Raw genomic sequence first — 21,966 nt, 5'->3', positions numbered from 1 at the left:
GCCAGCCGGCGACACCCCCGCCGAGGACACCTGACCAGGGTTAATCGGTGATGGCGGGTGTGGTGGTCAGGGCGAGGCCGGTGGGGTCCAGGCAGCCGTGCGCTTGTACTCCTCCAGGGTGAAGGCGGCGCGTTCGCCGGTGCGGCGGCGGTAGTGGTGCAGCCGGTAGATCAGCCGGGACCGGGCGCCGGGCCGGTAGCAGACCATCCCGGCCATCGACACCCGGCTGCCGTGCTGGCCGCGGTGCTTTCACCTGCGGCCACACCTCCTGCTTCCAGGCGGTGATCGCCTGTTCGTCGCGTTGGACGGCGCGACGGCCGGGGACCTGCGAACCACTGCGCGGCCTGCATCCGCGCCCGTTCACGCCGGCCACGGCCGGCAACTGTCGACCCACCGCCCTGAGGGTATCTGGCCATGCAACCGGCATACGCTCCCGCGCCTGGCCGGTCCATTCACCCAACCGCCATTACCCATTAACTCTGGTTAGGAACCCTCTCCGGTGGCGGCCTTTGTGTATTCGTTCCAGATGTAGCCATTTGTGCCAGTGCAGCAGTCCGAGTGCCACCACAGGTTTCCGGCGCTGTTCACGCAACGCTTGTCAACACGGAAAAGCTGACCGTACTTCCACGTGGCTATCACCCTGGACGACCCCGAATAGCTGCTGTGCACCTTAGCCGTGCCGGTGATGACTCCTCTGATATGCGGCGTCCAGTTCGTGCATCCGGCCATGATCCCGGCGTCCTTCTCGTTCGCCGCTGCGCTCGGAATGGCAACCACAGCAGGCGCCACGACCACGGTAAGCGCCGCGGCCACAATGGACAGGACTCGATTGCCCGTCATTTGCATTTCGAGCTCCCTTCGGGAAGATCTTGGTACGATGATCGTCTTCCTGTCGTGATCATCTGTCAATACCCACGTGAAGGTTTATTCCCGTGGACCGGCCACTTCCCGGCACCGTCGTGGTCACCGACCAGGGGCTGTCGGGAGAGGGCACCGAGGAGTTCTTCACCGGCCTTTCGCGCGCACCTGGTCCGGCCCGCTCGCCGCAACGAGGACGGGCTGCTCGGCCAGGGAGGCGACTTCGCGGCGTTGGCGGCAGGCAGATCGCAGGGCGTCGGCGACCAGCTCGGTGCGCAGGTGGGCGGCGGTGGGGGTCGGGTCGAAAGTCGCGGATTACCAGGTCGGGGCGGGTGGCCGTTCACAGATTGTGGTGCGGTGCCGTCGCCGATGGGGGCGGCCGGCCAGCCCGGCGGCCCGCATCATGCAGGCGACACGTCTGAGGCCACAGGCCGTGCCTGCGCGCTGCGGCACAGCGTGGACGCGAGACGCCGTAGGTGCCGCGTGGCCGCTGGTGACCAGCGGTGATCTGCTCGGTCAGCTCCACGTCCCGCACGGCGCGAGCCAGGCCGTCCACCCGCCCAATCACCATCACTCAGTATTCCGACCTTCGGGTCGTGACGAGTCGCGAGCCACGCGCCCGGAAGCCCGTCACGACTTCGCCGAGCGCGCCAGATCTTCCAACCGGCGAAGTCCGCCTGAAGCTCGTCCAGGATGTGCTGGTCGGTGTCCTGCTTGGCCCTGCGAGCTGGCTGAGGACGTCGAAGCGGCGCTGGAGAAACGGATCGCCCGGCAAGCATCCGTCTTCGACAGGCAGAAGCCGCCGCACATCTTCGTGATCCTCAACTGGGTGGCCCTGGCACAGCCCGTGGGCGGCAACGAGATCATGCGAGGTCAGCTTGGCCATCCGCTGCAAGTGGGGGAGCTCCCCAACGTCAGCATCCGGGTACTGGAGAGGGACGCGGGTGAGCACTGCGGTCTGGACGGCTCCTTCGCGCTCTTGAAGGACCCGCGCGGGCCCAAGATCGCACTCGATGCTTCCGGCTGGCGGTCCCTCGTCGCCGGCATCAAGGACGGCAGGCACGATTTCGCCTGACCCGGCGAGCGGGAACATTTCGATCCGGACGCACCGAACCCCCGGCCGTTGGCTGGGGGTTCACGTGTATCTGCGTCCGTCCCGCAAACAATCCGGAGGGTCTCGGCTGCCGGTGATCTAATCGTGATCTTCAGGTGGGCAACCAATACATGGTCGAGTGTGTCTTGTTATTGAACGTCATCTGGAGGAGGCACCTTGCGCCGAACTTTGTCTTTGTCCGTCGCCGCTGTTATCGCGGGGTCCGGTATGGGAATTCCGTCGCTCGCGCAGGCGGATACGGTAACTGCGGCCGTCGCGAAGCAGGAAACCGTCACGTCCATGAACTTGAAGCCTGGCGCCAACCTGGAACCGAACGACATGGTGGTCGTCAACGTCACGGTCAAGCGGCGCGATCCCAGCGGCCTGGTTCCCGCCGCGGACGTCCCGGTCGCCCTCTACTGGGACTACGGGACGTCCAGGGAGAAGCTCGCCGGAGAGATGGTGACCCGTGAGGACGGCACCACCTTCCTGGAAACGTGGGCGGGGTCGCCTGGCGAGACCCACACCCTGACGGTGGTCGCCCGTGACACCGAGCTTCTGACAGGAAGCCGCACGGAGAACGTCACGGTGCACTTCCGCTACACCCCCGGCATGTGGGTGGACGCGGGACCAAACCCGCACGCCTATGGCACCCCGATGACGGTGACCGGAAATCTCACCAACGGGGACACGGGATGGATCGGCGACGCGCTGATGATCGTGGAGTTCTCCCCGGACGGCAAGAAGGGCTGGCGGCGGATCACCGAGCGGAACACCAGGCCCACGTGGGCCGACGGCTTCCGGTTCTCGTTCGGCAAGATCACCAAGGACGGGTACTGGCGGCTTCGCTACCCGGGCTACGCCGGGAGCCTGCCGGCGGTGAGCATCCCGCAATACGTCGACGTGCGGTACCGGACCCAGGTGTCGGGCTTCAACGCCTCCCCTGAGCCGGTCAAGAAGGGCAAGGCCGTTACGGTCACGGGCCGGCTTTCCCGTTACGTGCCGAACGCCAAGCCCGGTGCCGGGGCGGTCGTCTATGTGTACTTCAAGGCCAAGGGCCATTCGACGTGGACGCAGATGGCCGTGGCGAAGACCGACGCCAAGGGGCGTTTCAAGAAGGCGCTGAAGGTGTCCAAGGACGGCACCTGGATGGCGATGTACAAAGGCAACTCCACTTACATGAAGTCGAACGCTCCCAGCGACTACGTCGACGTCAGGTAATTATCCGCCGCCATTGCTTGGCGGCGTTGATGAATCTGCTGGCGAGATGTCCAGCGCGGCAAGGAAGGCTGTGGCGGCCGGGGACGGCTGAAAGCGGCTCCAGATGACGTGCTCTATGCGAGCAGGCGCGTCGCTGAGCCGCACCACATGCAGGTCGGGGAACGCGGACACGAAGGCGGCGGGCAGCATTCCGATGCCCAGGCCCTGCCTGATCAGGCGCGCCATGAAGTCGGGTGTCGAGATCTCGAAGGCGACCTCGCGCCGCACCCCGGCCGCCGCGAACGCCTCGTCCGACTGGACGCGGCCGGCCGTCCCCGCGGGGAAGTCGACGAACGATTCGTCCGCCAGCCGGTGCAGTTCGACGCGGTCATCGTCCGCCAGCGGGTGGCCGGGCGCCACCACGGCGACCAGTTCGCCGCGCGCCAGCTCGCGGCCGCGGACGCCCTTGGGCCGGACGCCCGGGGGCAGCCCCAGGAAGGCGATGTCCAGTCCGCCCTGCTGCACCCGCTCGATCAGGTCCTCGCTGGCGCCCGAGCGGAGGCTGATCCGTACCTGCCGATGCCGCAGGTGGAACTCTTTCAGCGCGGCCGGGAGATCGACCGCGACGACGGTGGGGATGGCGCCGATGGCGAGCCGGCCGCGGATCTCGCCGGCGGCGGCCGCGACCTCGGCGCGGGCCCGGTCGGCGGCGTCGAGGGCCTGGCGGGCGGCGGGGAGGAACGCCTCGCCGGCCGGGGTCAGCCGGACGCGGCGGCTGGTGCGTTCGAACAGCTTGGCGCCCAGCTCGCGTTCCAGCCGGGCGATCTGGTGACTCAGCGCGGACTGGACGACCCGGCACTGCTCGGCGGCGCGGGTGAAGTTGCTCGTCTCCGCGACGGCGACGACGTACCGCATCTGCTGGAGCTCCATGGATCAATCTTGATACACGATCGTTCCGATGACAAATATGCGTTGGACTCATTGATCGCTCGTCGCCGAAGCTGGACGCATGACGACGACGAGACCCCATCCGAAGAGCGGTCTGCCGCGCGGGTTGCTCCTGCTCATGTCGGTGGCGACCGGGCTGGCGGTCGCGGGCAACTACTTCGCGCAGCCGCTGCTCGACGTGATCGGCCGCGAACTGGGCCTCGGGCCTTCGCTGGCGGCGCTGACGGTGACCGCCGCGCAGGCCGGGTACGCGCTGGGACTGATCCTGCTGGTGCCGCTCGGCGACCTGATGGAGCGGCGGCGGCTCGCCGTGGCCCTTTACGCGGCGACCGCGGCGTTCCTGCTGGTGTCGGCGACGGCGCCCAACGGCACGGTGCTCCTGATCAGCACGGCCCTCACGGCGCTGACCTCGGTCGGAGCCCAGGTCGTGGTCCCGTTCGCGGCGACGCTGGCGGACCCGGCCGAACGCGGCAAGGTGGTCGGCACCGTCATGACAGGACTGATGCTCGGCCTGCTGCTGGCGCGCACCGCGTCCGGAGCACTGTCCGAGCTGGGCGGCTGGCGCACCGTCTACTGGGTGAACGCGGCGCTGATGGCGCTGATGACCGTCCTGCTGCGGATCTTCCTGCCCCGCCTCGGCGGCGACGGCCGGCGCCTGTCCTACCCGGGCCTCCTGCGCTCGACGGTCGCGATGTTCCGGTACGAGCCGCTGCTGCGGTGGCGCGCGGGCATCGGCGCCCTGAGCATGGCCTCGTTCAGCGTGCTGTGGACGGCGCTGACCTTCCTGCTGGTGCGGTCGCCGTACGGCTGGTCGGAGCCGGCCATCGGCCTCTTCGGCCTGATCGGCGCCGCGGGCGCGTTCACCGCCATGGTGGCGGGACGGCTGGCCGACCGCGGGCACGTCCAGATCGTGACCGGTGCGGGAACGGTCCTGCTGGCGGCGTCGTGGCTGCCGATCGCCGCCGGGGCCCGCTCGCTGTTCTGGCTGCTCGCCGGCGTGGTCGTGCTGGACCTGGCACATCAGGCGGTGCTCAACAGCACCCAGAACGTCCTCTATGCCCTCCGGCCCGAGGCCCGCAACCGCATCAACTCCGCCTTCATGACCTCCTTCTTCATCGGCGGTGCCACCGGCTCGGCATTGACCTCGGTGATCTGGGTGAACGGCGGCTGGACGGGCGTCTGCGTCCTGGGCGCCACCCTCTCAGCCGGGACCGCCGTGCTCTGGATCTTGGAGCGCATCACCGTCAACCGGACGCCGGAGAAGCCCCCGGCTCACCTCCGCACCCCGGCCACCTCGACCAGCTGAACCCTGAAGGAGCAGAACATGTCACGCACCGTGCTGATCACCGGAGCCAACGGAACCGTGTCGACCGCCCTGGCGAAGGCGCTGGAAGGATCCGACGTGAACCTTCGCGCACTGGTCCGCGACGCGTCCAAAGCGGAAGGCCTCCACGCCACCGAGGTCTTCGTCGGTGACCTCGACGACGCCCGATCATTGCCGCCGGCCTTCGAGGGCGTCCAGGACGTGTGGCTGCTCACGCCGAACGGCCCGCGCGCTCCCGAGAACAACATGAACGCCGTGTGGGCCGCCCGCCAGGCCGGTGCCGAGCGGATCGTCCGCCTGTCCGTCGTCGGCGCGGCGCACGACGCGCCGAACCGCAGCGGCAGGCTGCACGCGCTGTCGGACCAAGAGACCAAGCAAAGCGGCATGAGCTGGACGATCCTGCGTCCGCACTGGTTCATGCAGAACCTCCTGAACGAGGCGGGCGACATCGCCGCCACCGGCACGTTCTCGCAGAACATGGCCTCCGCGCGCCTCGGCATGATCGACGTGCGCGACATCGCCGAGGTCGCCGCCCGCGTCCTCCTCGACGACCCCGATCGCCACCACGGCGAGACGTACACCCTCACGGGCCCGCGCTCCCTGACGTTCGACGACGTCGCCGGCCAGCTGAGCCTCGCCCTCGGCAGGTCCGTCACCCACCTGCCGGTCAGCGACGACGCCAAGCGCAAGACCCTGCTGGGCTACGGCGTCCCGAGCTGGATCGTGGACATGCTCGAGGAGTACGCGCAGGCGTACGCGTCGGGCTGGGGCGACTTCACCACCGGCACGGTCACCGACCTCCTCAACCGCCCCCCACGCGACATCGCAGACTTCGTCCGCGACCACACCCCGGCATTCAACTGAACGGATGCTCGCCCGCTATCCGGAGACCGCGGCCGGTCGGTTGGCGTTCTTGATGGCGCGGGCGAACGTGACGGTGCGTTCGGCCTGGACGCGGGCGGCGGCGCGGGTGGTGTCGTCGACGGGGGCGGTGCCGCCCTGGTCGAAGTGCGAGGTGCCGTAGGGGTTGCCGTCGGTGAACTTGGCCGGGTCGGTGTAGCCGGGCGGGACGAGGATGCCGCCGAAGTGGTGGAACGTGTGCGACAGGGCCAGCAGGGTGGCCTCGTGCCCGCCGTGCCCGGTGCCGGCGGAGGTGAAGCCGCTGTAGACCTTGTCGGCGAGCAAGCCCTGCTGCCACGCCGGTCCCAGGGTGTCGAGGAACTGCTTGAGCTGGGCGGCGATGTTGCCGAAGCGGGTCGGGGAACCCATCAGCACCCCGTCCGCCCAGATGAGGTCGTCGGCGGTGGCCGTCGGGACGTCGGCCGTCGCGGTGAGATTCGCCGCCCAGGCGGGGTTGGACTCGACCGCCTCCGGCGGGGCCAGCTCGGCGGCCCGGCGCAGCCGGACCTTGGCGCCGCCACCGGTGAGCCGCACGATCTGCCGCACCGAGTCGTCGGCGAAGCCCTGCTCTGACCAGTTGGTGCCGTACCAGTCCGCGGTCGGCACGGCCTGCTGGGCCGCAGTGCCCCAAGCAGCATGCCAGCGCGACCACCCGGCGTGCACAGGGACGGCGGCGTGCGCCGGGTCGGCGCCGTGCAGCGGGGCGGCGCCGTGCGCTTGGGCAGCGGCGGCGTGCGATGAGGCGGCTGCGGCGTGCGTTGCGGCGGCGGCCTGCCTTGGTACGGCGGCGGCGTGCGCTGGGGCGGCGTGTGCCGAGGCGGCGTCCGCTGGGGCGACGGCGTGCGTTAGGGCAGCGGCGGCTTGGACGACATCCTGGCCCGCCTCGCCGCGCACGGCATCGGCCACGAACCGGTGGAGACCTACGGCAACGGCGTGCGCCACGTCGTCGTGCTCGACCCGGACGGGAACAGTCTGTCGCTCGCCGAGGCGCCGGCTCAGTAGCCGCTGGGGTGGCGGCGTTCAGAAGCGGGTATGCGGGTCGGTCTTGGCCACCTCGCGGACTTGCTCGGCTGAGACACCGCGGATGCCCCGAAGGTTCGCGCCGCCGAGGTTCGCCCCGCCCAGGTTGGCGCCGGCCAGATCTGCGCCGCGCAGTATCGCGTTGCGGAGGTCCGCGCCTGGCATGTCCGCGCTGCGCAGATCTGCGTCGCGCAGGTCTGTGTGGCCCAGGAACGTGCCGCGCAGGTTCGCGCTGCTCAACTTCGCGCCGCGCAGTTTGGCATTGGTCAGGTCCGCGCGGGACAGGTTCGCGTTGCGGAGGTCTGCGCCGCGCAGGTCTGCGAGGTACAGGACTGCGCCGGTGAGATCCGTCCAATGCAGGTCGGCGCGGGTTAGGTTCGCGGCGTTCAACTGCGCCGTGCTGAGGCCTGCGGAAGACAGGTTCACGCTGTGCAGGTTTGCCTGACGCAGGTTGGCGCCGCGCAGTTTCGCGTAGCTCAGGTCCGCGTCGTGCAGGTCTGCGCCACTCAAATTCGCGCCTGGCAGGGCCACGCCTAGGTCCTGGCTGCGTGTGTCGAGGTAGGCGCTGCTGAGGTTCTTGCCGTGCAGGTCGATGTTGCGCAGGTCGAGGGTGACGTTGCCGGGTGCGGCTCGGATGAGGACGACCAGTGCCGATTCGACGTCGGCGGCCAGCCGGGTGTCAGCTGTTCCGGCAGGCGGACGATCCTGGGCGTGACTGCGGACGTAGGCCGCGAGCACCTGGACGATGGCGCGGCGGTCGCGGTCCGAGTCGGCCATCAGGCGTTCCAGAGCGTAGACGCCGCCCATCCGAACCTCCTGCTTGGCCGACCCGAGTTGGTCGACCGCGCTGATGTAGCGGTCGGTGACCTGCCCTTGCCGGACGGCCTCCAGGGTGCGCGCGGTGTACAGCAGCCCGGCCGCGGCGAGCATCACGCTCAGGGCCACCACCAGACCGGTGACCGGTGGCGTCGACCGGACGGTGCGCACCGCCTACGCCCGCTCGGCCGTGGTCGGCGTGCGGCGTTGGACCGCAGTTGGCCCGGCGCGTCCTGTCATGCTCAGCCTGGCGCGTCCGGCCGTGGTTGGTCTGGCGCGTTCGGGTGGGGTTGGTTCGGTGTGTTTGGGTGGGGTTGGGCTGGTGTGGTTGTTGGGTGGGCAGCGTGTGGCCCATGTTGTCGCGCCGGTCAGGGTGGCGGTGGCCAGGAGCCAGCGCACTGTGTCGGATGGCGCCCATGCCACCGCGCCCCACACTGCCGCCAGCACGCCCAACGCCACTACGTCCGCTGTCTTCGGCCGCTGCATCGCCGCCCCTTGCTCGGGCATCAAGGGATAAATCCCCCGGTCGTTCACCGACGTGCCGCGTGTGGCGTGTCCGCAAGCGGCCCGATAACGAGTTGTGGCGCTTTGGCCGTCGCCTTCACGATGTTGGTGATCGGAGGAGGCGCACATGCGGGTGAACGCCCATCTCGACGTGGAGATCGTGGCCCACGAGACCGAGGACGAACTCTCGCTCCTGGTGGAGATCGAGGCTCCGGAGCCGTCCGGTGCGCGGGGGGACCGGCCCGCCGGGACGTTCGTCGTCGTGCTCGACCGCAGCGGGTCCATGGGGGGCGGGCGGCTCGCGGGGGCGAAGACCGCGCTCAGCACGGTCGTGGACCGGCTGGACCCGGCCGACAACTTCGGGCTCGTGACGTTCGACCACGAGGTCGAGGCGGTCGTGCCGGTCGGGCCGCTGACCGACAAGGCCGCCGTCAGGCGGGCGATCGAGGGTGTGAGCAGTCGTGGTTCGACGGATCTGTCGGCCGGTTACCTGCGGGGGTTGCAGGAGGCGCGGTCGGCGGCCGGGCCGAGCGGGGCGACGGTGCTGGTGGTCAGCGACGGGCACGCCAATGTCGGCATCACCGAGGCGGGGGCGCTCGGCGCGATCGCGGCCGGGGCGCGCGACCAGGGCGTCACCACCTCCGCGCTGGGCTACGGTCTCGGCTACGACGAGGCGATCATGTCGGCGCTCGCGCGGGAAGGGCTGGGCAACGAGCTGTTCGCCGAGGAGCCCGACACCGCCGCCCAGCTCCTCGTCGGCGAGGTCGACAACCTGCTGGACATGGTCGGCCAGGCAGCCTCGGTGCTGATCCGGCCGTCCGAGCGGGTCAAGGCCGTCCGGCTGCTGAACGACCTGCCGTCCTCGGCCGGGCCGAACGGTGTACGCGCCGAGCTTGGCGGCTTCTACGCGGGGGAGCGGCGCAAGCTGCTGGTGATCTTCGAGATCCCGGCGATCAGCTCGCTCGGACTGGCCGAGGTGGCGACGCTGGAGTTCACCTGGGTGGAACTGCCCGCGCTCAAAGAGCACACGGTGACCGTTCCCGTGCACGTGAACGTGGTGCCGGGGGACGAGGCGGCCGGGCGGATCCCCGACGCCGTGGTGCGCACCGAGGTCGCCTACCTGCGGACGCAGCAGGCCAAACGGCGGGCGTCCACCCACCTGTCGCGGGGTGACGCCAAGGCCGCGCTCCGCGAGATCGGCGATGCGCAGGCGCTCAACACCGCCGCCCGCGCGCAGGCCCCGGCGGAGCTCGCCGACGACCTGGCCGAGGAGGCCGAGGCGCTCGACTACCTGCAGCAGCAGATCGAACGCGGCCAGATCAGCCGGGCATCGAAGTTCTCCTCCCACGACAGCGCCATGAAGTCGGGCAACTCCGGCCAGTCCGGCTACCAGTCGCGTCCCTCGTACAGGCGGAAGAAGCCCGACGAGCGGGAGTGATCGCCTCCAGCTCGCCGAGCTCCTGTCGTGGGCGCGTCGCCGCTGGTCGCGGGTCGGGGATCCGGGTCGAATACGGCGGCCACCCATAGTTGTCGTTCGGAAGCAGATTGTCATCTGTGCAGCTGGAAGCGGTATCCGGGGAAACACGTACAACGCCTCGTCCGGGCCAAGCCTGGGGCGCTGCCGCAGTACGCCCCGGCTCCCTGACGCACTGGCAAACCGCCCAAGTCGCTGGGCGGTTTGCTTGGTCGTGTTAGCGGGCGGTAGTGGCGTAGATGTTGCTGGCTGGCGCTGCCGGGGTTCCGGTGGCGACGCCGTAGAACGGGTGGAATCTGCCAGGGCTGGTGCCCAGTCCCATGTAGTCGCCGGTGAAGAAGCCTCCGGCCACGGCGGCGCCGGACATGTCGAAATCGGCACCGATCTTCGTCTCGCTGAAGGTGCGGCCGCCGTCGTGCGAGTGCAGCAGCAGCGTGCTCGTCGTGAGCGGAGCTGAGGCCGTGTCGTTGCGGAAGTCGTAGTGGAGTACGCCCACCGTGCCGTCGGGCAGTACCGCGATCGCGGCGGTGAAGGCCTGCGTCGAGGACACCTTGTTGATGCCGTACGACAGCGTCCGCCACGTCCGGCCGCCGTCGGTCGACTTGGCCAGCGCGATCTGGTCGCGGGCGCCGCCCGTCGCGCGCGCGTCCTGCCAGACCGTGTAGACGGTCTTGCTTCCCGGACGCGGGTCGGCGGCGATCGAGGGCAGGATGTCGCCCGTACGGACCGGGGCGCCGGTCGTGGGGTCGGTCACGCCGGCGAACAGGTGCCGGTCGACGATCACCGGCCGTCCCCAGGACGCGCCGCGATCGGTGGACCGCTGCGCGGCGACGTTGAAGTCGCTCACCTGCTGGTCCGCGTCGAAGATCAGGTCGAAGCCGTTCACCAGCGCCCGGTCGCCGGTCTGCACGATCTGGTTGCCGATCGTCTGGTTGCCGGCGCCCGGGTCGAAGATCGGCCTGGCGCGCTGCCACGTCCGGCCGCCGTCGGTCGTGCGCGCGAACCAGGTCGGGCCACGGAACTCGGTGGGCGCTCCCGGGGTGGCCGACCGCAGCAGGCTCTGGCGGGCGGCGGCGCGCCCGTCGGTGACCTTGGCAGCGGCGGCGGCCTGCGCGTCGGGGATCTCCAGCCGGTCCCAGATCGCGTAGGCGAAGCGCGAGTCGAAGCGGTCGGCCGTCAGGCTGTTCTTGTCGTTGAGGATGTTGGGCGAGGTGTCGCGGCGCAGCTCGGTCGTGGGCCCCCACGTCCGCCCGCCGTCGGCCGACCTGCTGACCAGCATCGCGTGGTCGGCGTCCTGCGCGATGTCGAGCGCGAGGCTCATGAAGTAGCCGTTGCCGTTGGGCGAGATCGACGTCCACGGGTCGGTCGCCCGTTCGTAGTCGCCCTTGTTGGCTGCGGTGCCGCCCGTGCAGCGCGTGTGCCGGGGCTGGCGCGCCGACAGCCGCCAGCTCCGCCCGCCGTCGAGGGAGAACGCGGCGAGGTTGCTGTTGGAACCGCCGTCGGACCAGCGGTCCTGCTGCCAGCCGCCGATCAGGTTGAACTTCGACCTCGGGCTCACCGACACCCACGGCTCGACCTCGGTGCCGGGGAAGTTGGTGCCCGTCTGGGCGCTGCCCGGCACGCCGTTGCAGGGCGGGCCCAGGGGACCGGCGCCGGGGAACGGGCTGCCGGTCGGACTGACCTGCACCGGGGGACCGGCGGTGACGGGGCCGGCCGCCGCACTGACCGCTGGGGAGATCACCAGGGCCAATGCTCCCGTGAGGGCCATCGCGGATCTGCGCATCCTTACCTCCTCGGAGACTCGAGGTTGCCGAGCACGCCTTGAAGACGGGAGCGAGCCCAAACTCCGCCCGGTGAGGAAGGCTGTCAACGTCCGCTAATGGACACCCGCCAGGTGAACCGCTGTGGCCGGGTCAGCTCGGGGCCGGGCCGCGTCGCCGCACCAGCGGCAGGTACACCTCGTCGACGATCTCGATCAGGACGTCGTCGGGCGCGGTGGGGACGCCGCGCACGACGAACTCGTTGCGCAGCAGGACGACCGCCACGGTGGCCACGCGGGGATGGAGCGCTTCGGGGGCCGCTTCGCCGCGTGCGACCGCGCGTCCGAGAACGGTCAGCCAGGGGGCGGCCGCCGCCTCGCCGGACTTCTCTTGCAGCGGCGCCAGGAGTTCGGACGCGCCGCCAGCAGCGGCGAGCAGTTCGCGCAGGATCGCGCCGAGGGGGGAGCTCCAATGGTGGTTGGCCCCGCGAAGCAGTTCGAGGACGTCGCCGCGCAGTGTGCCGGTGTCGGGAGGCTGGACGGACGTGGCGAGCCGCCGGTACGCGGCGATGCCGAGCGCGAGGCGGTTCGGCCAGCGGCGGTAGATGGCGTTCTTGTTGGTACCGGCGCGAATGGCGACCTTGTCCATGGTCAGCCCGGCGTATCCGGACTCGGTGAGCTCGTCGATCGCGGCGTTGAGGATCGCCTCCTCCAGGACGGCTCCGCGCCGCCGCGTCTGCCTCGTCCGGCCCTCTACCATCGCCTACCCCTTCATTAGCGGTACCGATCGTACCCTCTCACTGCGGTTGCCAGGACGGGGCGCTGATCCATAAGGTACTGCCCGTACCGTAAATTCTCTCCTGGAAGGTGGACTCGACATGCGAGCCAAGGGCATCAGCTACGACACCGGCTTCGTGTACAACGGGGCGGTCGGCCACAACCCCTTCGACCCGGAGGTGGTCGAGCGCGAGTTGCGCGTCATCCGCGATGACCTGCACTGCACGGCTGTCCGCGTCATGGGGGGCGATCCGGAACGGATGGAGCTCGCGGCGGGGTACGCCGCCGACCTCGGCCTTGAGGTGTGGTTCTCGCCCTATCCCCTGGAACTGACCACCGACGAGATGTTGGCGCTGTTCGCCGACTGCGCCGCACGCGCGGAACGGCTCCGGCAGCGGGGAGCCGAGGTCGTGTTCGTCACCGGCGCCGAGCTCAGCCTGATGAGCAAGGGGTTCCTGCCGGGCGACGGCACCGACGAACGGGTCGAGCTGCTGATCCGATCCGATGCCGTCCGTGAGCAGATCGGCGAGGTCAGTGCACGGATCAACGACTTCCTCGGCAAGGCCGTGGCGGTCGTCCGCGAGCACTTCGGCGGCAAGGTGACCTACGCCTCGGTGCCGCTCGAACGCGTCGACTGGACGCCGTTCGACATCGTGTCCGTGGATCTCTACCGGTCGGCCGAGATCGCCGACCGCTTCGCCGAAGGAGTCCGCAGCCTCGCCGCGCAGGGAAAGCCGGTCGCGATCACCGAGTTCGGCGCGGCCTGCTACGAGGGTGCCGGCGACAGGGGCGCTCGCGGTCTGGAGATCGTCGAGTACGACAAGGTCACTCATTCGCCCGTCCGGCTGAAGGGCGAGTACGTTCGCGACGAGGCCGGCCAGGCCGCGTATCTACGTGAACTGCTGGAGGCCTTCGACGCCGGCGGCATCGATGGCGCGTTCGTGTTCACCTTCGCGCTGTACGACCACCCGCACCGGCCCGACGGCGACCCCCGCGAAGACCTGGACCTCTCCAGCTACGGCATCGTCAAGGTCTACGAGGACCGTCGTGGAGCCACCTACCCCGACCTGCCATGGGAGCCGAAAGCCGCGTTCGCCGCCGTCGCCGACTACTACCGGGAGCACTAAGCACGAGCAGGCGCGGATGCAAGCAAGGCGCGCGTCAGCCCCGCGCGCAGCGCCTGCGCGCGGCGGCCAGCTGCGTGCGGCGGCTGTGCGGGTTAATGGGGGTTGGCGGGTTCGTGTGTGCGGGCCAGGACTGTCAGGACGGAGTCGAGCAGGCCGGGGAAGAGCGCGTCGAGATCGTCGCGGCGCAACCGCACCAGGCGAGAGCGGCCCTGCACGGTCGTCCAGGTCACGCCCGCTTCGCGCAGCACCCGGTAGTGGTGCGACAGCGTCGTCTGGTGGACGTCGGGGTCGCCCTCGGCGGTGGCCTGGGCGGGCTGGCGCAGGAGACGCTCGACATCGTTCCCACCGAACTGGGGCTGCCCGCCGCAGGCGTCACCGTCCTGGCCCTGCTGTATCACCTGGCCACTACGCGCAACCGCACTGACCACGTGCCTGTGACATCGGCCCAGGAGCCGACCTCCGACCACACGGTGGGAACGAACGCGTCATAGAACTGGCCTAGGGCAGGGAGCGCTGGCGGGCTGCCAAATTCGCCGCTGCCCACGGTGTCAGTTATTGAGTCTCGACCTGAAACTCAGGTACGTGCTCACACTGACACCGTGGGCTCGGGGCGCGTCCGGTTTGAGATTCTCAGGGGTTGAATCTCAAGCTGACGCGTGGCCTGCCTTCAGCTGGAATTACCGCCTGAACGCGAGCGCATGAGCTAGCACTTCTTGACGAACTGGATGTGGGTGACGCCGAATCCAGGGTGACGGACCTTCTTCTTGCCCTTGGTCTTGGCGTTCACGGCGATGCAGGCGAGCGTGCCGAACTTGGGCGGCTTCTGGCCGGTGGCGCCCATGACCTTGAACGCGCGCCGCTGGTTGCAGTGGTTATTGAAGTAGAAGGTGGTGCTGACGATCCCCGTCTTGTAGGAGATGTTGATTTTCTTGCCCTTGGGGGACGTGCACTTGGAGCTGCTCTTCTTCTGGATGGTGGCGGTGGGGCCCTTGGCCTCGGCGACGGCCTCGGCGCGCGGGGCGGCGGTCTGGGCGGCCCCGGCGGGAACCACGGTGGTCATGCCGACGGCGATCGATGTCATGGCCACGATGCCAAGACGGCGGTAATTCATAGACGCTTCCCTTCGTCAGATGATCTTGAACTGCGAATGATCTTGCCATGCCGTCATCCACAAGTCACCACCCCGTTACCGGGGATATTCGTCCAGTTCACGGCGGACAATACAGATCCGCAGGTCAAGATCATTTCGTGCCGTCCCGGCACTTTCAGAATTTCGCGGGTGAGTGCGCCCGTGTGACGGATCCGCTACAGGGAGTTTCTGGGCCTAGTCTCTGTGTCAACGGGAGAAGGGGGAGACCGATCGACAGTGTGCTCCGCGAAGAGTTGCTCCGCCGTATGGAACTCGACCAGGATCTGCGACTATCGGCACCACGGAACGAGCCGATGTCCGCAGAACTGGTCCGGCAATGGCTGGAACTCAACGCCGACAACCTCGCGTACCTCAAACAGGTGATCGAGAAGCACGGCTGGCCAGGGCGGGATCTGGTCGGCGACGACGGTGCCCATGCCGCGTGGATCCTCGCCCAGCACGCCGACCGCGACCGCGCCTTCCAGCGGCGCTGCCTCACCCTGCTCACGGCCGCCGTCGAAGCCGGCCAGGCCGCCGCCAGGGACCTGGCCTACCTCACCGACCGGTGCCGGGTCGCCGAAGGGCGTCCCCAGGTGTACGGGACGCAGTACAACCCGGACGGTCCGGCACCCATCGAAGACCCCGACGGACTCGACGCTCGCCGGGCGCAAGCCGGCCTCGGCCCGCACGCGGAGTACGACCGCGCGATCCGCGCCGAGATGGAGTCGTCCGACCAGTAGCGTTCACATCGTTGGCCTTGTTCTGAGTCGCGCCGTGAGATGCCCCGCCACGCACACGACCAGGAGACCGGCGAGGAGAGCGAGCAGCGGGTTGACGAACCCGGGCACCGTGTCGGCGCCACATGAGGTGTCGCTCAGCGGCAGAAGGCTCTGCCCGCCGCCGGGTTTCACCTGCCCACCGGACGCGTCGGAGCGGCATACCCGGTCCTTGACGTCCGCCATCGCGTCGTCCAGGTGGGAGAACCCGTACCCGTATGCCGCGACGACGCACAGCAGCAAGGTCCATGACAGCCGCGCCCACATCCGCCGCGCCGCCGCCGGGCCCGGCGCCAGCCCCGACCTGACGGCCGCGACCGCCATCACACAGGCGCCGGAGATGGCCAGCGGCCACCCGATCAACAGGTACAGCGTGCCGATGAGCGCCAGCAGCAGCGCGAACTCCGGCGCGGTCGCGGCCACGATCGCCAGCCCGGCAGTGAGCACGGCGGTGACCGACCATCCGATCCAGCGCAGGCCACCGGGACGGGGCTCCGACCGCAACGGCAGGACGAACAGTGCGATCAGCGCCCCTGGCACGCCGACCAGGTAGAGGATGTTGAAGGCGCCCTCGCCGTACGCCGCGTACGCCAGCGCCACACCGCCGAGAAGGGTGACGGCGGCGGCGACCACATGCTTCATGATCGGCGAGTTCAGCAACAACGGACGAAGCATGTCAAATACGTGCCTGCCACCGCCGGTCGCCGGTCGGCCGTCGCCGGTCGCCCCAAAAGATCATCTTTGGGACGCGTCTCGTTCACCAAGATCATGATTCTCTTCTCCCGACCATCCCCCGATGATCTTTGTCTGCCGAGATGAGGACCCACTGTGACGACCCGACGTGGCACCGTCCTGCTCGCCATGGCCGTGGCGGCCGGCACGCTCACCGCGAGCCCCGCCCAGGCGCTCGCCGCCACCGATCCCTGGGCCGCCGCCACCGGTACCCAGGCCACGATCTCCGCCTCCTCCGCCGCCGAGATCGAGGCGTACTGGACCCCCGAACGCATGACCGCCGCCGTTCCGGTCGAGGCCCCCGAGCCGACGGCCGACGCCGGCCCCGAACCGCCGAGCACGGCCGGCGAGAGCGGCGACGGTTTCATCCCGGCCGAGGCCAGTGCGCCGACCACGCCGGAGCCGCTGCGGCTCGACTACTTCGCCACGTCCAAGGTCTGGGCGGGCCACGGCGCCCTGCCCGCGAGGACGATCGGCAGGCTCTTCTACACCAACAACGGCAGCAACTACTCGTGCTCGGCCGCGGTCATCAACTCCTCCAACCGCAACACGATCTGGACGGCGGGCCACTGCGTCACCAACGGCAGCAGGCGCTGGTACTCCAACTTCGCGTTCGTGCCCGACTACCACGACGGCCAGCGGCCGTACGGCACCTGGACGGGCAAGAGCTGGTCGGCGCCGAACGGCTACCACGACGGCAAGCAGCACCGCTACGACATGGCCGCCATCGCGCTGAACACCTCGGGCGGCCGCAGGGTCGGCGACGTGGTCGGCTACCAGGGGTACAAGTTCGGCGAGGACTTCAACGAGACCACGTTCCACGACACGAGGGCGTTCGGCTACCCGTCCAAGACCCACCCGGCCCGCAGTGGCATCAGCAGCGAGAAGCTGAGGTACTGCGTCGGCGGCGCGACGCCGGACGCGCTCTACCGGCGGATCGGCTGCGACATGGGCGCCGGTTCCAGCGGCGGTCCGTGGATCACCGACATGCCGCTCTCCCGCGGCTGGGGCTACATCGTCGGCCACCAGGCCTGGAACGAGGGCGCCGGTGTCGCACGGGAGTGGAGCCCCACGCTCGGAACGGCCGCCATCAACGTCCGTAACGCCGTCCACCGTGACTGACCAGGCGGCATAGAAGATGGCCCGGGGCAGCCTCCCCGGGCCATCGTGCCGTCGGGGCCACCGTCATCGGTCTTGAATGTCGAGGCGCATAGGGTTGCGGCCGGAGAGACCGGCCGGTGGGGAATGGTGATCGCGCAGCATGCGATTCGGTGTGCTGGGGTCCCTGGAGGTGTGGTCCGCCGATGGCGGGACCGTCGCCGCCGGTGGGCCGCGGCTGCGGGCGCTGCTGGCGATGTTGCTGCTGAACGTGGGCCGGACGGTGGACGCGCGGCTCGTCGAGGGGCTGTACGGGCCGGAGGCGCCGACTGGTGCGGCGCACGCCTTGCAATCTCAGGTGTCCCGGCTGCGTAGTCGGCTGATCGCGGGGCTGGCCGATCGGCGAGTGCTGCTCGTCCTGGACAACTGCGAGCACGTCGTCGCCGAGGTCGCCGCGCTCACCCGTCGCCTGCTGGCGGCCTGCGCGGACCTGCGGATCCTGGTCACCAGCAGGGAACGCCTGGGCATCACAGGAGAGACGCTGCACCCGGTCGCGCCGTTCGGCGGCTCGGAGGCGTTCGGCCATCCGGCGGTGCGGTTGTTCGCCGACCGAGCCGCCGCCGTGCGGCCCGGTTTCCAGATCGACGGCGCCAACGTCGGCGCGGTGCTGCGGGTCTGCCGGGCCCTCGACGGCCTGCCGTCGGCGATCGAGCTCGCCGACCTCGTCGACAAGTCGCTGGTGGAGGCGGGCGGCGGCAGGTACCGCATGCTGGAGACCGTCCACGAGTTCTGCGCCGAGCGCCTGGCCGACAGCGGCGAACGGGAACGAGTGAGAGCCGCGCACGCGGCGTTCTTCCTCGACCTCGCCCAGACCGCCGAGCCGCACCTGCGCGGCCCTGACCAGCTCGAATGGCTGGCCCGTCTCGACGCCGAACGCGGCAACCTCCACGCGGCGCTCCGCTGGGCGGCCGGGGCCGAGCCCGCGCTCGGGCTCTGCCTGCTCGCCGCCCTGTCGTGGCTGGGGCAGCTGCGGGGACTGCCCGGTGAGCGGGCCGTGGTGGCCGCCGATCTCCTGACCCCGATGACCGCGGCGAACGCATTTGCCTATTATTCTTGTTGGAAATATGGGTTAGCCTCGTCCTCATGAGCGAACGAGCAGTGCACCGCGGCACCGAGCGGGTCGTCGCGATCGTGGGCGGCGGGGCGAGCGCCGCGCTGACGGCGGCGCATCTCCTGCTGCGCGGCGAGCGGGTGCCGCCCCGGGTGGTCGTGTTCGACCGGGACGGGCGGCACGGGCTCGGCCAGGCCTACGCGACCGGCGATCCCCGGCACCTGCTCAACGCGCCCGCGGCGCGGATGAGCGCGCTCGCCGACGATCCCGACCACCTGGTGCGCTGGGCTCGCGCCCGCGGCCTCGAGGTGGGCGCAGCCGACTTCCTGCCGCGCGGGTTGTACGGGCGCTACCTGCGCGACCTGCTCGCCGAGGCCTCGAGCCGCCATCCCGGCAAGCTCGTCGAGGTCACCGCGACCGTGAGCGGGCTGGCGGAAGGACGTGAGCGGGCTTGGCGGGTGCACGCCTCGAACGGCACGAGCCTGGACGCCGACGCCGTGGTACTCGCGACCGGTAACAGGGCCCCGACCGCCTGGCCCTGGGCGCCCGACGATCCGCGCTACGTGGCCGACCCGTGGCGGCCGGGCGCGCTGGACGGGATGAGCGGTGGCCCGGTGCTGATCGTCGGCACCGGCCTGACCATGATCGACGTCGCCACGACGCTCGCCGCCCGCGCCACGGACACGATCGTGTACGCCGCGTCCCGGCACGGCCTGCTGCCGCGCGTCCATCGCTCGCCCAGCCCGCCCGCCGCGGTCATCTCCCCGCCGTCCGGCGAGCTGGCCGTCACCGACCTGCTGCACCTGTTCACCGCCGCCCTCGCCCGCAACGACGGCGAGTGGCGGTCCGTCGTCGACGGCCTGCGCCCGCACGTCCCCGACCTGTGGGGGCGCCTCCGGCTCTCCGAGCGGCAGCGGTTCCTGTCCGTCTACGCGCGCCAGTGGGAGATCCACCGCCACCGCATCCCGCCCGCCACCGCCGCGCGCATCGACGATCTGCGCGCCACCGGCCGCCTGCGCGTGCTGCGCGGCCTGGTCGACACCGTCACCCCCGCCCGGCACGGCCTGAGGGCCACCCTCACCGCCGACGGGGCGGCCCGCGAGCTGGACGTCGCCTGGATCATCAACAGCACCGGCCCCGCCGCCGATCCGCGCACCGAACCGCTCCTGCGCGGCCTGCTCGACTCGGGCCTGGTCACCACCGACCCGCTGCGCCTGGGCCTGGCCGCCGACGGTTGCGGCTGTGCGCTGGACGAGTCCGGCCTGACACGCCCCGGCCTGTTCACCCTCGGCCCCACTCTGCGCGGCCTCCGCTACGAGACCACCGCCATCCCGGAGATCCGCGAGCAGGCCTCGCACCTGGCCTCCGTCCACCTCGCCGAACTCTCCACCCCGAACACCCCGGACGTCCTGGAGGACGAGCCTCTGCTGCGGTGAAGGGGCGGTGTGCGCGCGGTGAGCGGCTCCCGTCAGCCTCGTGGTCATCGCCTCACACTGACGGGAGCCCGACATGACGGACCTGAAAGGCAAGACCGCGCTGGTGACCGGCGCCTCGCGGGGAATCGGCCGGGCCATCGCGCAGCGGCTGGCCGCGGACGGCGCGCTGGTCGCGGTGCACTACAGCCGCGGCGCCGACGCGGCCAAGGAGACGGTGACCACGATCGAACAGGCCGGTGGCGAAGCCTTCTCACTCCAAGCGGAGTTCGGCACCGACGGCGACGTGCAGACGCTGCTCAACGGCTTGACGGAGCGTCTAGATGGGCGACCGCTCGACATCCTGGTCAACAACGCGGCCTGCGGAAACCAGGAGACGGTTGGCGCGCTAGTTGGCAGACTCACCTCTACTGTGGGAGGAGGGTCATGGCCGGAGACGATCCGCACATCCATGTCGAAGCCAAGGTGGTCCAGGGCAGCGCCGCCGTCCGCAACGTGATGGCGTCCACGTTCGGGCTGGCCAGCGATGCGCCGAGTGGGGTCACCGCCGGATGCGGGCTGGAGGTGCCCTACGCGATGACCTCTCCGCATCCGGAGAAGGTCACCTGCCTCGCCTGCCGTGAATACGCGCACCAGGAGCACCTGCGCCTGGCGGAGCAAGTCGAACGCTTGGGCAACATGCCCGGCTCGGCCATCAGCGCCACTCAGACGAGGCAGGCCGCCGACTGGCACCGCGCCCTCGCGGAGAGGTTCACCGACACGAAGCGCTGAGCCCGGCAAGTCGTGCATTGAAGCGTTCGATGTCGGTAGCGGTCGAACAGCGCGGCGAACCGTTCCGGCTCATCCAAGGACCGTTCGATGATGGAGGCGTCGCTCTCGTCCGCGCTGCCTTGCTCGATGGTCACATGGGCCCCTTTGAGTCACAGCGATTCTTCCGAATGCGGGCATGGTCGCCCTCTGTTGGCCGATGCCGCTCATCGGGTTCCCGCCGTCATCCCCGGGGCGGGCTCACCAGCCGCTCAGCCCAATTGGAAATGCGGTTGTCCGCTGTCGCGGCGCCGCATTACCGTGCCGTGGTGGATCATCTCTTCTCACGCTCGTGGACGGCGTTGCGCGCGGCGGTCGCCGAGCTCCCGGACGAGGATTTCGGGCAACCGTCCGGCTGCGGCGGCTGGCTCGTCCAGGACCTGGTGTGCCACCTGATCATCGACGCCCAGGACGTCCTGATCACCCTCGCGACCCCCGCCGAGACGGAACCGACCCGCGACGCGGTGACCTACTGGGACGTCCTCGACGCGCCGCCGACCGGCGACGACCCGCTCGACGCGCTGACCGTCCGGCTGGCCGCCGCGTACGAGGAGCCCCGGCTGCTCAAGTTCCACCTCGACGACCTCGGCTCCGCCGCCGGGCGCGCCGCCGAGCTGGCCGACCCGGGCCTGCGGGTCGGCACCCGCGACGAGGTCCTGACCGTGGGCGACTACCTCTCCGTCTACGTCATGGAGTGGACGCTGCACCACCTCGACCTGATGGCGCACCTCCCGGACGTGGCGCCGCCGCCCGCGGAGGGGCTCGCCCGGGCCCGCGAGATGCTGGAGGTGATCGCCGGGACCGCGTTCCCCGCCTCGTTCTCCGACCAGGACGCGCTGCTCGTCGGCACCGGACGGCGTGCCCCGACCGACGCGGAGAAGACCGAACTGGGCGAACTGGCCGCGAAGGTCCCGTTCATACTCGGCTGACCGAACGAGGCGTCGCGCAGGAGAGACGACGGCACACCACTCAGCCGAGGTGAAGGATCAGCCGCCGCCACCTCCCGAGGAGACGGCCGGCGCAAGGCGCAGCTGCTTCGTCACGTGGCCTCTCTACTCCGGCGCCGCGAAGGTCGCGTTG

Annotated in this window: 24 protein-coding genes; 14 read left to right on the top strand and 10 right to left on the bottom strand. The window is 70.0% G+C overall.

Annotated elements, in window-relative coordinates; genetic code table 11:
• Positions 1-66: 66 nt before the first annotated feature.
• Together ACGFNU_RS33605 and ACGFNU_RS33600 are read right to left on the bottom strand one after the other, a co-directional pair.
• Entirely contained in the window at positions 67-222 is a 156-nt protein-coding gene (locus ACGFNU_RS33605; RefSeq protein ID WP_392600228.1) for a hypothetical protein, read from the bottom strand.
• A gap of 261 nt (positions 223-483) precedes the next feature.
• Positions 484-846 carry a hypothetical protein gene (locus tag ACGFNU_RS33600; RefSeq protein ID WP_392600226.1) on the bottom strand — a complete coding sequence of 121 codons (363 nt, stop codon included), beginning with the start codon at positions 844-846 and terminating at the stop codon, positions 484-486.
• 505 nt (positions 847-1,351) lie between these two features.
• Between ACGFNU_RS33600 and ACGFNU_RS33595 the strand changes: the two genes are divergently transcribed.
• Positions 1,352-1,933, top strand: coding sequence for a Scr1 family TA system antitoxin-like transcriptional regulator (locus tag ACGFNU_RS33595; protein ID WP_392600223.1), 582 nt, complete (start codon positions 1,352-1,354; stop codon positions 1,931-1,933).
• Between the two features lie 318 nt (positions 1,934-2,251).
• Positions 2,252-3,172 (top strand): hypothetical protein, encoded by a 921-nt coding sequence (locus ACGFNU_RS33590; protein WP_392600221.1) that lies wholly within the window; start codon positions 2,252-2,254, stop codon positions 3,170-3,172.
• On the opposite strand, the gene ACGFNU_RS33585 is transcribed toward ACGFNU_RS33590, so the two are convergent.
• A complete protein-coding gene (locus tag ACGFNU_RS33585; protein WP_392600219.1) occupies positions 3,173-4,081 on the bottom strand; it encodes a LysR family transcriptional regulator in 909 nt (302 codons plus the stop codon).
• Between the two features lie 79 nt (positions 4,082-4,160).
• Here ACGFNU_RS33585 and ACGFNU_RS33580 point away from each other — a divergent pair, with 79 nt between their 5' ends.
• Positions 4,161-5,405, top strand: coding sequence for an MFS transporter (locus tag ACGFNU_RS33580; RefSeq protein WP_392600217.1), 1,245 nt, complete (start codon positions 4,161-4,163; stop codon positions 5,403-5,405).
• Between the two features lie 18 nt (positions 5,406-5,423).
• Positions 5,424-6,287, top strand: a complete 864-nt coding sequence (locus ACGFNU_RS33575; RefSeq protein WP_392600215.1) for an NAD(P)H-binding protein — start codon at positions 5,424-5,426, stop codon at positions 6,285-6,287.
• A 15-nt stretch (positions 6,288-6,302) separates the two neighbouring features.
• Here the strand turns inward: ACGFNU_RS33575 and ACGFNU_RS33570 are convergent, their stop codons facing one another.
• Complete coding sequence (locus tag ACGFNU_RS33570) at positions 6,303-6,869, bottom strand: flavodoxin family protein (RefSeq protein WP_392600684.1); 567 nt, start codon at positions 6,867-6,869, stop codon at positions 6,303-6,305.
• 315 nt (positions 6,870-7,184) lie between these two features.
• Between ACGFNU_RS33570 and ACGFNU_RS33565 the strand changes: the two genes are divergently transcribed.
• Positions 7,185-7,325, top strand: a complete 141-nt coding sequence (locus ACGFNU_RS33565; protein ID WP_392600213.1) for a VOC family protein — start codon at positions 7,185-7,187, stop codon at positions 7,323-7,325.
• Between the two features lie 18 nt (positions 7,326-7,343).
• Here the strand turns inward: ACGFNU_RS33565 and ACGFNU_RS33560 are convergent, their stop codons facing one another.
• Positions 7,344-8,330, bottom strand: coding sequence for a pentapeptide repeat-containing protein (locus ACGFNU_RS33560; protein ID WP_392600211.1), 987 nt, complete (start codon positions 8,328-8,330; stop codon positions 7,344-7,346).
• A gap of 460 nt (positions 8,331-8,790) precedes the next feature.
• On the opposite strand from ACGFNU_RS33560, the gene ACGFNU_RS33555 reads away from it, so the two are divergent.
• Positions 8,791-10,101 carry a VWA domain-containing protein gene (locus tag ACGFNU_RS33555; protein ID WP_392600210.1) on the top strand — a complete coding sequence of 437 codons (1,311 nt, stop codon included), beginning with the start codon at positions 8,791-8,793 and terminating at the stop codon, positions 10,099-10,101.
• A 253-nt stretch (positions 10,102-10,354) separates the two neighbouring features.
• On the opposite strand, the gene ACGFNU_RS33550 is transcribed toward ACGFNU_RS33555, so the two are convergent.
• Both ACGFNU_RS33550 and ACGFNU_RS33545 read right to left on the bottom strand, forming a co-directional pair.
• A complete protein-coding gene (locus tag ACGFNU_RS33550; protein WP_392600209.1) occupies positions 10,355-11,920 on the bottom strand; it encodes a sialidase family protein in 1,566 nt (521 codons plus the stop codon).
• 130 nt (positions 11,921-12,050) lie between these two features.
• Positions 12,051-12,656, bottom strand: coding sequence for a TetR/AcrR family transcriptional regulator (locus ACGFNU_RS33545; protein ID WP_392600208.1), 606 nt, complete (start codon positions 12,654-12,656; stop codon positions 12,051-12,053).
• Positions 12,657-12,774: 118 nt separating this feature from the next.
• Between ACGFNU_RS33545 and ACGFNU_RS33540 the strand changes: the two genes are divergently transcribed.
• A complete protein-coding gene (locus ACGFNU_RS33540; RefSeq protein ID WP_392600206.1) occupies positions 12,775-13,800 on the top strand; it encodes a hypothetical protein in 1,026 nt (341 codons plus the stop codon).
• A gap of 92 nt (positions 13,801-13,892) precedes the next feature.
• Here the strand turns inward: ACGFNU_RS33540 and ACGFNU_RS33535 are convergent, their stop codons facing one another.
• Positions 13,893-14,228 (bottom strand): ArsR/SmtB family transcription factor, encoded by a 336-nt coding sequence (locus tag ACGFNU_RS33535; RefSeq protein WP_392600204.1) that lies wholly within the window; start codon positions 14,226-14,228, stop codon positions 13,893-13,895.
• Between the two features lie 275 nt (positions 14,229-14,503).
• Positions 14,504-14,881, bottom strand: a complete 378-nt coding sequence (locus ACGFNU_RS33530) for a hypothetical protein (RefSeq protein WP_392600202.1) — start codon at positions 14,879-14,881, stop codon at positions 14,504-14,506.
• Positions 14,882-14,958: 77 nt separating this feature from the next.
• Here ACGFNU_RS33530 and ACGFNU_RS33525 point away from each other — a divergent pair, with 77 nt between their 5' ends.
• Positions 14,959-15,669: a DUF6624 domain-containing protein gene (locus ACGFNU_RS33525; RefSeq protein ID WP_392600201.1), complete on the top strand. Its 711-nt coding sequence runs from the start codon at positions 14,959-14,961 to the stop codon at positions 15,667-15,669.
• Between the two features lie 3 nt (positions 15,670-15,672).
• Here the strand turns inward: ACGFNU_RS33525 and ACGFNU_RS33520 are convergent, their stop codons facing one another.
• Complete coding sequence (locus ACGFNU_RS33520) at positions 15,673-16,347, bottom strand: hypothetical protein (RefSeq protein ID WP_392600199.1); 675 nt, start codon at positions 16,345-16,347, stop codon at positions 15,673-15,675.
• 186 nt (positions 16,348-16,533) lie between these two features.
• On the opposite strand from ACGFNU_RS33520, the gene ACGFNU_RS33515 reads away from it, so the two are divergent.
• The 6 genes from ACGFNU_RS33515 (at position 16,534) to ACGFNU_RS33490 (ending at position 21,815) form a co-directional block, all read left to right on the top strand.
• Positions 16,534-17,559 carry a hypothetical protein gene (locus ACGFNU_RS33515; protein WP_392600197.1) on the top strand — a complete coding sequence of 342 codons (1,026 nt, stop codon included), beginning with the start codon at positions 16,534-16,536 and terminating at the stop codon, positions 17,557-17,559.
• Between the two features lie 139 nt (positions 17,560-17,698).
• Positions 17,699-18,682 carry a hypothetical protein gene (locus tag ACGFNU_RS33510; RefSeq protein WP_392600196.1) on the top strand — a complete coding sequence of 328 codons (984 nt, stop codon included), beginning with the start codon at positions 17,699-17,701 and terminating at the stop codon, positions 18,680-18,682.
• Entirely contained in the window at positions 18,679-20,082 is a 1,404-nt protein-coding gene (locus ACGFNU_RS33505; protein WP_392600194.1) for an FAD/NAD(P)-binding protein, read from the top strand. Before ACGFNU_RS33510 ends, ACGFNU_RS33505 begins: the two co-directional genes overlap by 4 nt.
• Positions 20,083-20,155: 73 nt before the next feature.
• Entirely contained in the window at positions 20,156-20,578 is a 423-nt protein-coding gene (locus ACGFNU_RS33500; RefSeq protein ID WP_392600192.1) for an SDR family NAD(P)-dependent oxidoreductase, read from the top strand.
• Positions 20,506-20,850: a hypothetical protein gene (locus ACGFNU_RS33495; protein ID WP_392600190.1), complete on the top strand. Its 345-nt coding sequence runs from the start codon at positions 20,506-20,508 to the stop codon at positions 20,848-20,850. Before ACGFNU_RS33500 ends, ACGFNU_RS33495 begins: the two co-directional genes overlap by 73 nt.
• Before the next feature lie 305 nt (positions 20,851-21,155).
• Positions 21,156-21,815, top strand: a complete 660-nt coding sequence (locus ACGFNU_RS33490) for a maleylpyruvate isomerase N-terminal domain-containing protein (protein ID WP_392600189.1) — start codon at positions 21,156-21,158, stop codon at positions 21,813-21,815.
• The last annotated feature ends 151 nt before the right edge of the window (positions 21,816-21,966 follow it).

The organism is Spirillospora sp. NPDC048911 (genome assembly GCF_043198015.1).
GTDB lineage: Bacteria > Actinomycetota > Actinomycetes > Streptosporangiales > Streptosporangiaceae > Spirillospora.
This window is presented reverse-complemented; position numbering and strand designations above follow the sequence as displayed.

Coding starts and splice junctions, on each gene's coding strand:
- ACGFNU_RS33510 (WP_392600196.1), top strand. CDS start 17,699: ATGCGATTCGGTGTGCTGGGGTCCCTGGAGGTGTGGTCCGCCGATGGC.
- ACGFNU_RS33550 (WP_392600209.1), bottom strand. CDS start 11,920: ATGCGCAGATCCGCGATGGCCCTCACGGGAGCATTGGCCCTGGTGATC.
- ACGFNU_RS33555 (WP_392600210.1), top strand. CDS start 8,791: ATGCGGGTGAACGCCCATCTCGACGTGGAGATCGTGGCCCACGAGACC.
- ACGFNU_RS33575 (WP_392600215.1), top strand. CDS start 5,424: ATGTCACGCACCGTGCTGATCACCGGAGCCAACGGAACCGTGTCGACC.
- ACGFNU_RS33585 (WP_392600219.1), bottom strand. CDS start 4,081: ATGGAGCTCCAGCAGATGCGGTACGTCGTCGCCGTCGCGGAGACGAGC.
- ACGFNU_RS33545 (WP_392600208.1), bottom strand. CDS start 12,656: ATGGTAGAGGGCCGGACGAGGCAGACGCGGCGGCGCGGAGCCGTCCTG.
- ACGFNU_RS33505 (WP_392600194.1), top strand. CDS start 18,679: ATGAGCGAACGAGCAGTGCACCGCGGCACCGAGCGGGTCGTCGCGATC.
- ACGFNU_RS33600 (WP_392600226.1), bottom strand. CDS start 846: ATGCAAATGACGGGCAATCGAGTCCTGTCCATTGTGGCCGCGGCGCTT.
- ACGFNU_RS33495 (WP_392600190.1), top strand. CDS start 20,506: ATGGCCGGAGACGATCCGCACATCCATGTCGAAGCCAAGGTGGTCCAG.
- ACGFNU_RS33500 (WP_392600192.1), top strand. CDS start 20,156: ATGACGGACCTGAAAGGCAAGACCGCGCTGGTGACCGGCGCCTCGCGG.
- ACGFNU_RS33525 (WP_392600201.1), top strand. CDS start 14,959: ATGCCGTCATCCACAAGTCACCACCCCGTTACCGGGGATATTCGTCCA.
- ACGFNU_RS33520 (WP_392600199.1), bottom strand. CDS start 16,347: ATGAAGCATGTGGTCGCCGCCGCCGTCACCCTTCTCGGCGGTGTGGCG.
- ACGFNU_RS33580 (WP_392600217.1), top strand. CDS start 4,161: ATGACGACGACGAGACCCCATCCGAAGAGCGGTCTGCCGCGCGGGTTG.
- ACGFNU_RS33530 (WP_392600202.1), bottom strand. CDS start 14,881: ATGACATCGATCGCCGTCGGCATGACCACCGTGGTTCCCGCCGGGGCC.
- ACGFNU_RS33540 (WP_392600206.1), top strand. CDS start 12,775: ATGCGAGCCAAGGGCATCAGCTACGACACCGGCTTCGTGTACAACGGG.
- ACGFNU_RS33590 (WP_392600221.1), top strand. CDS start 2,252: ATGAACTTGAAGCCTGGCGCCAACCTGGAACCGAACGACATGGTGGTC.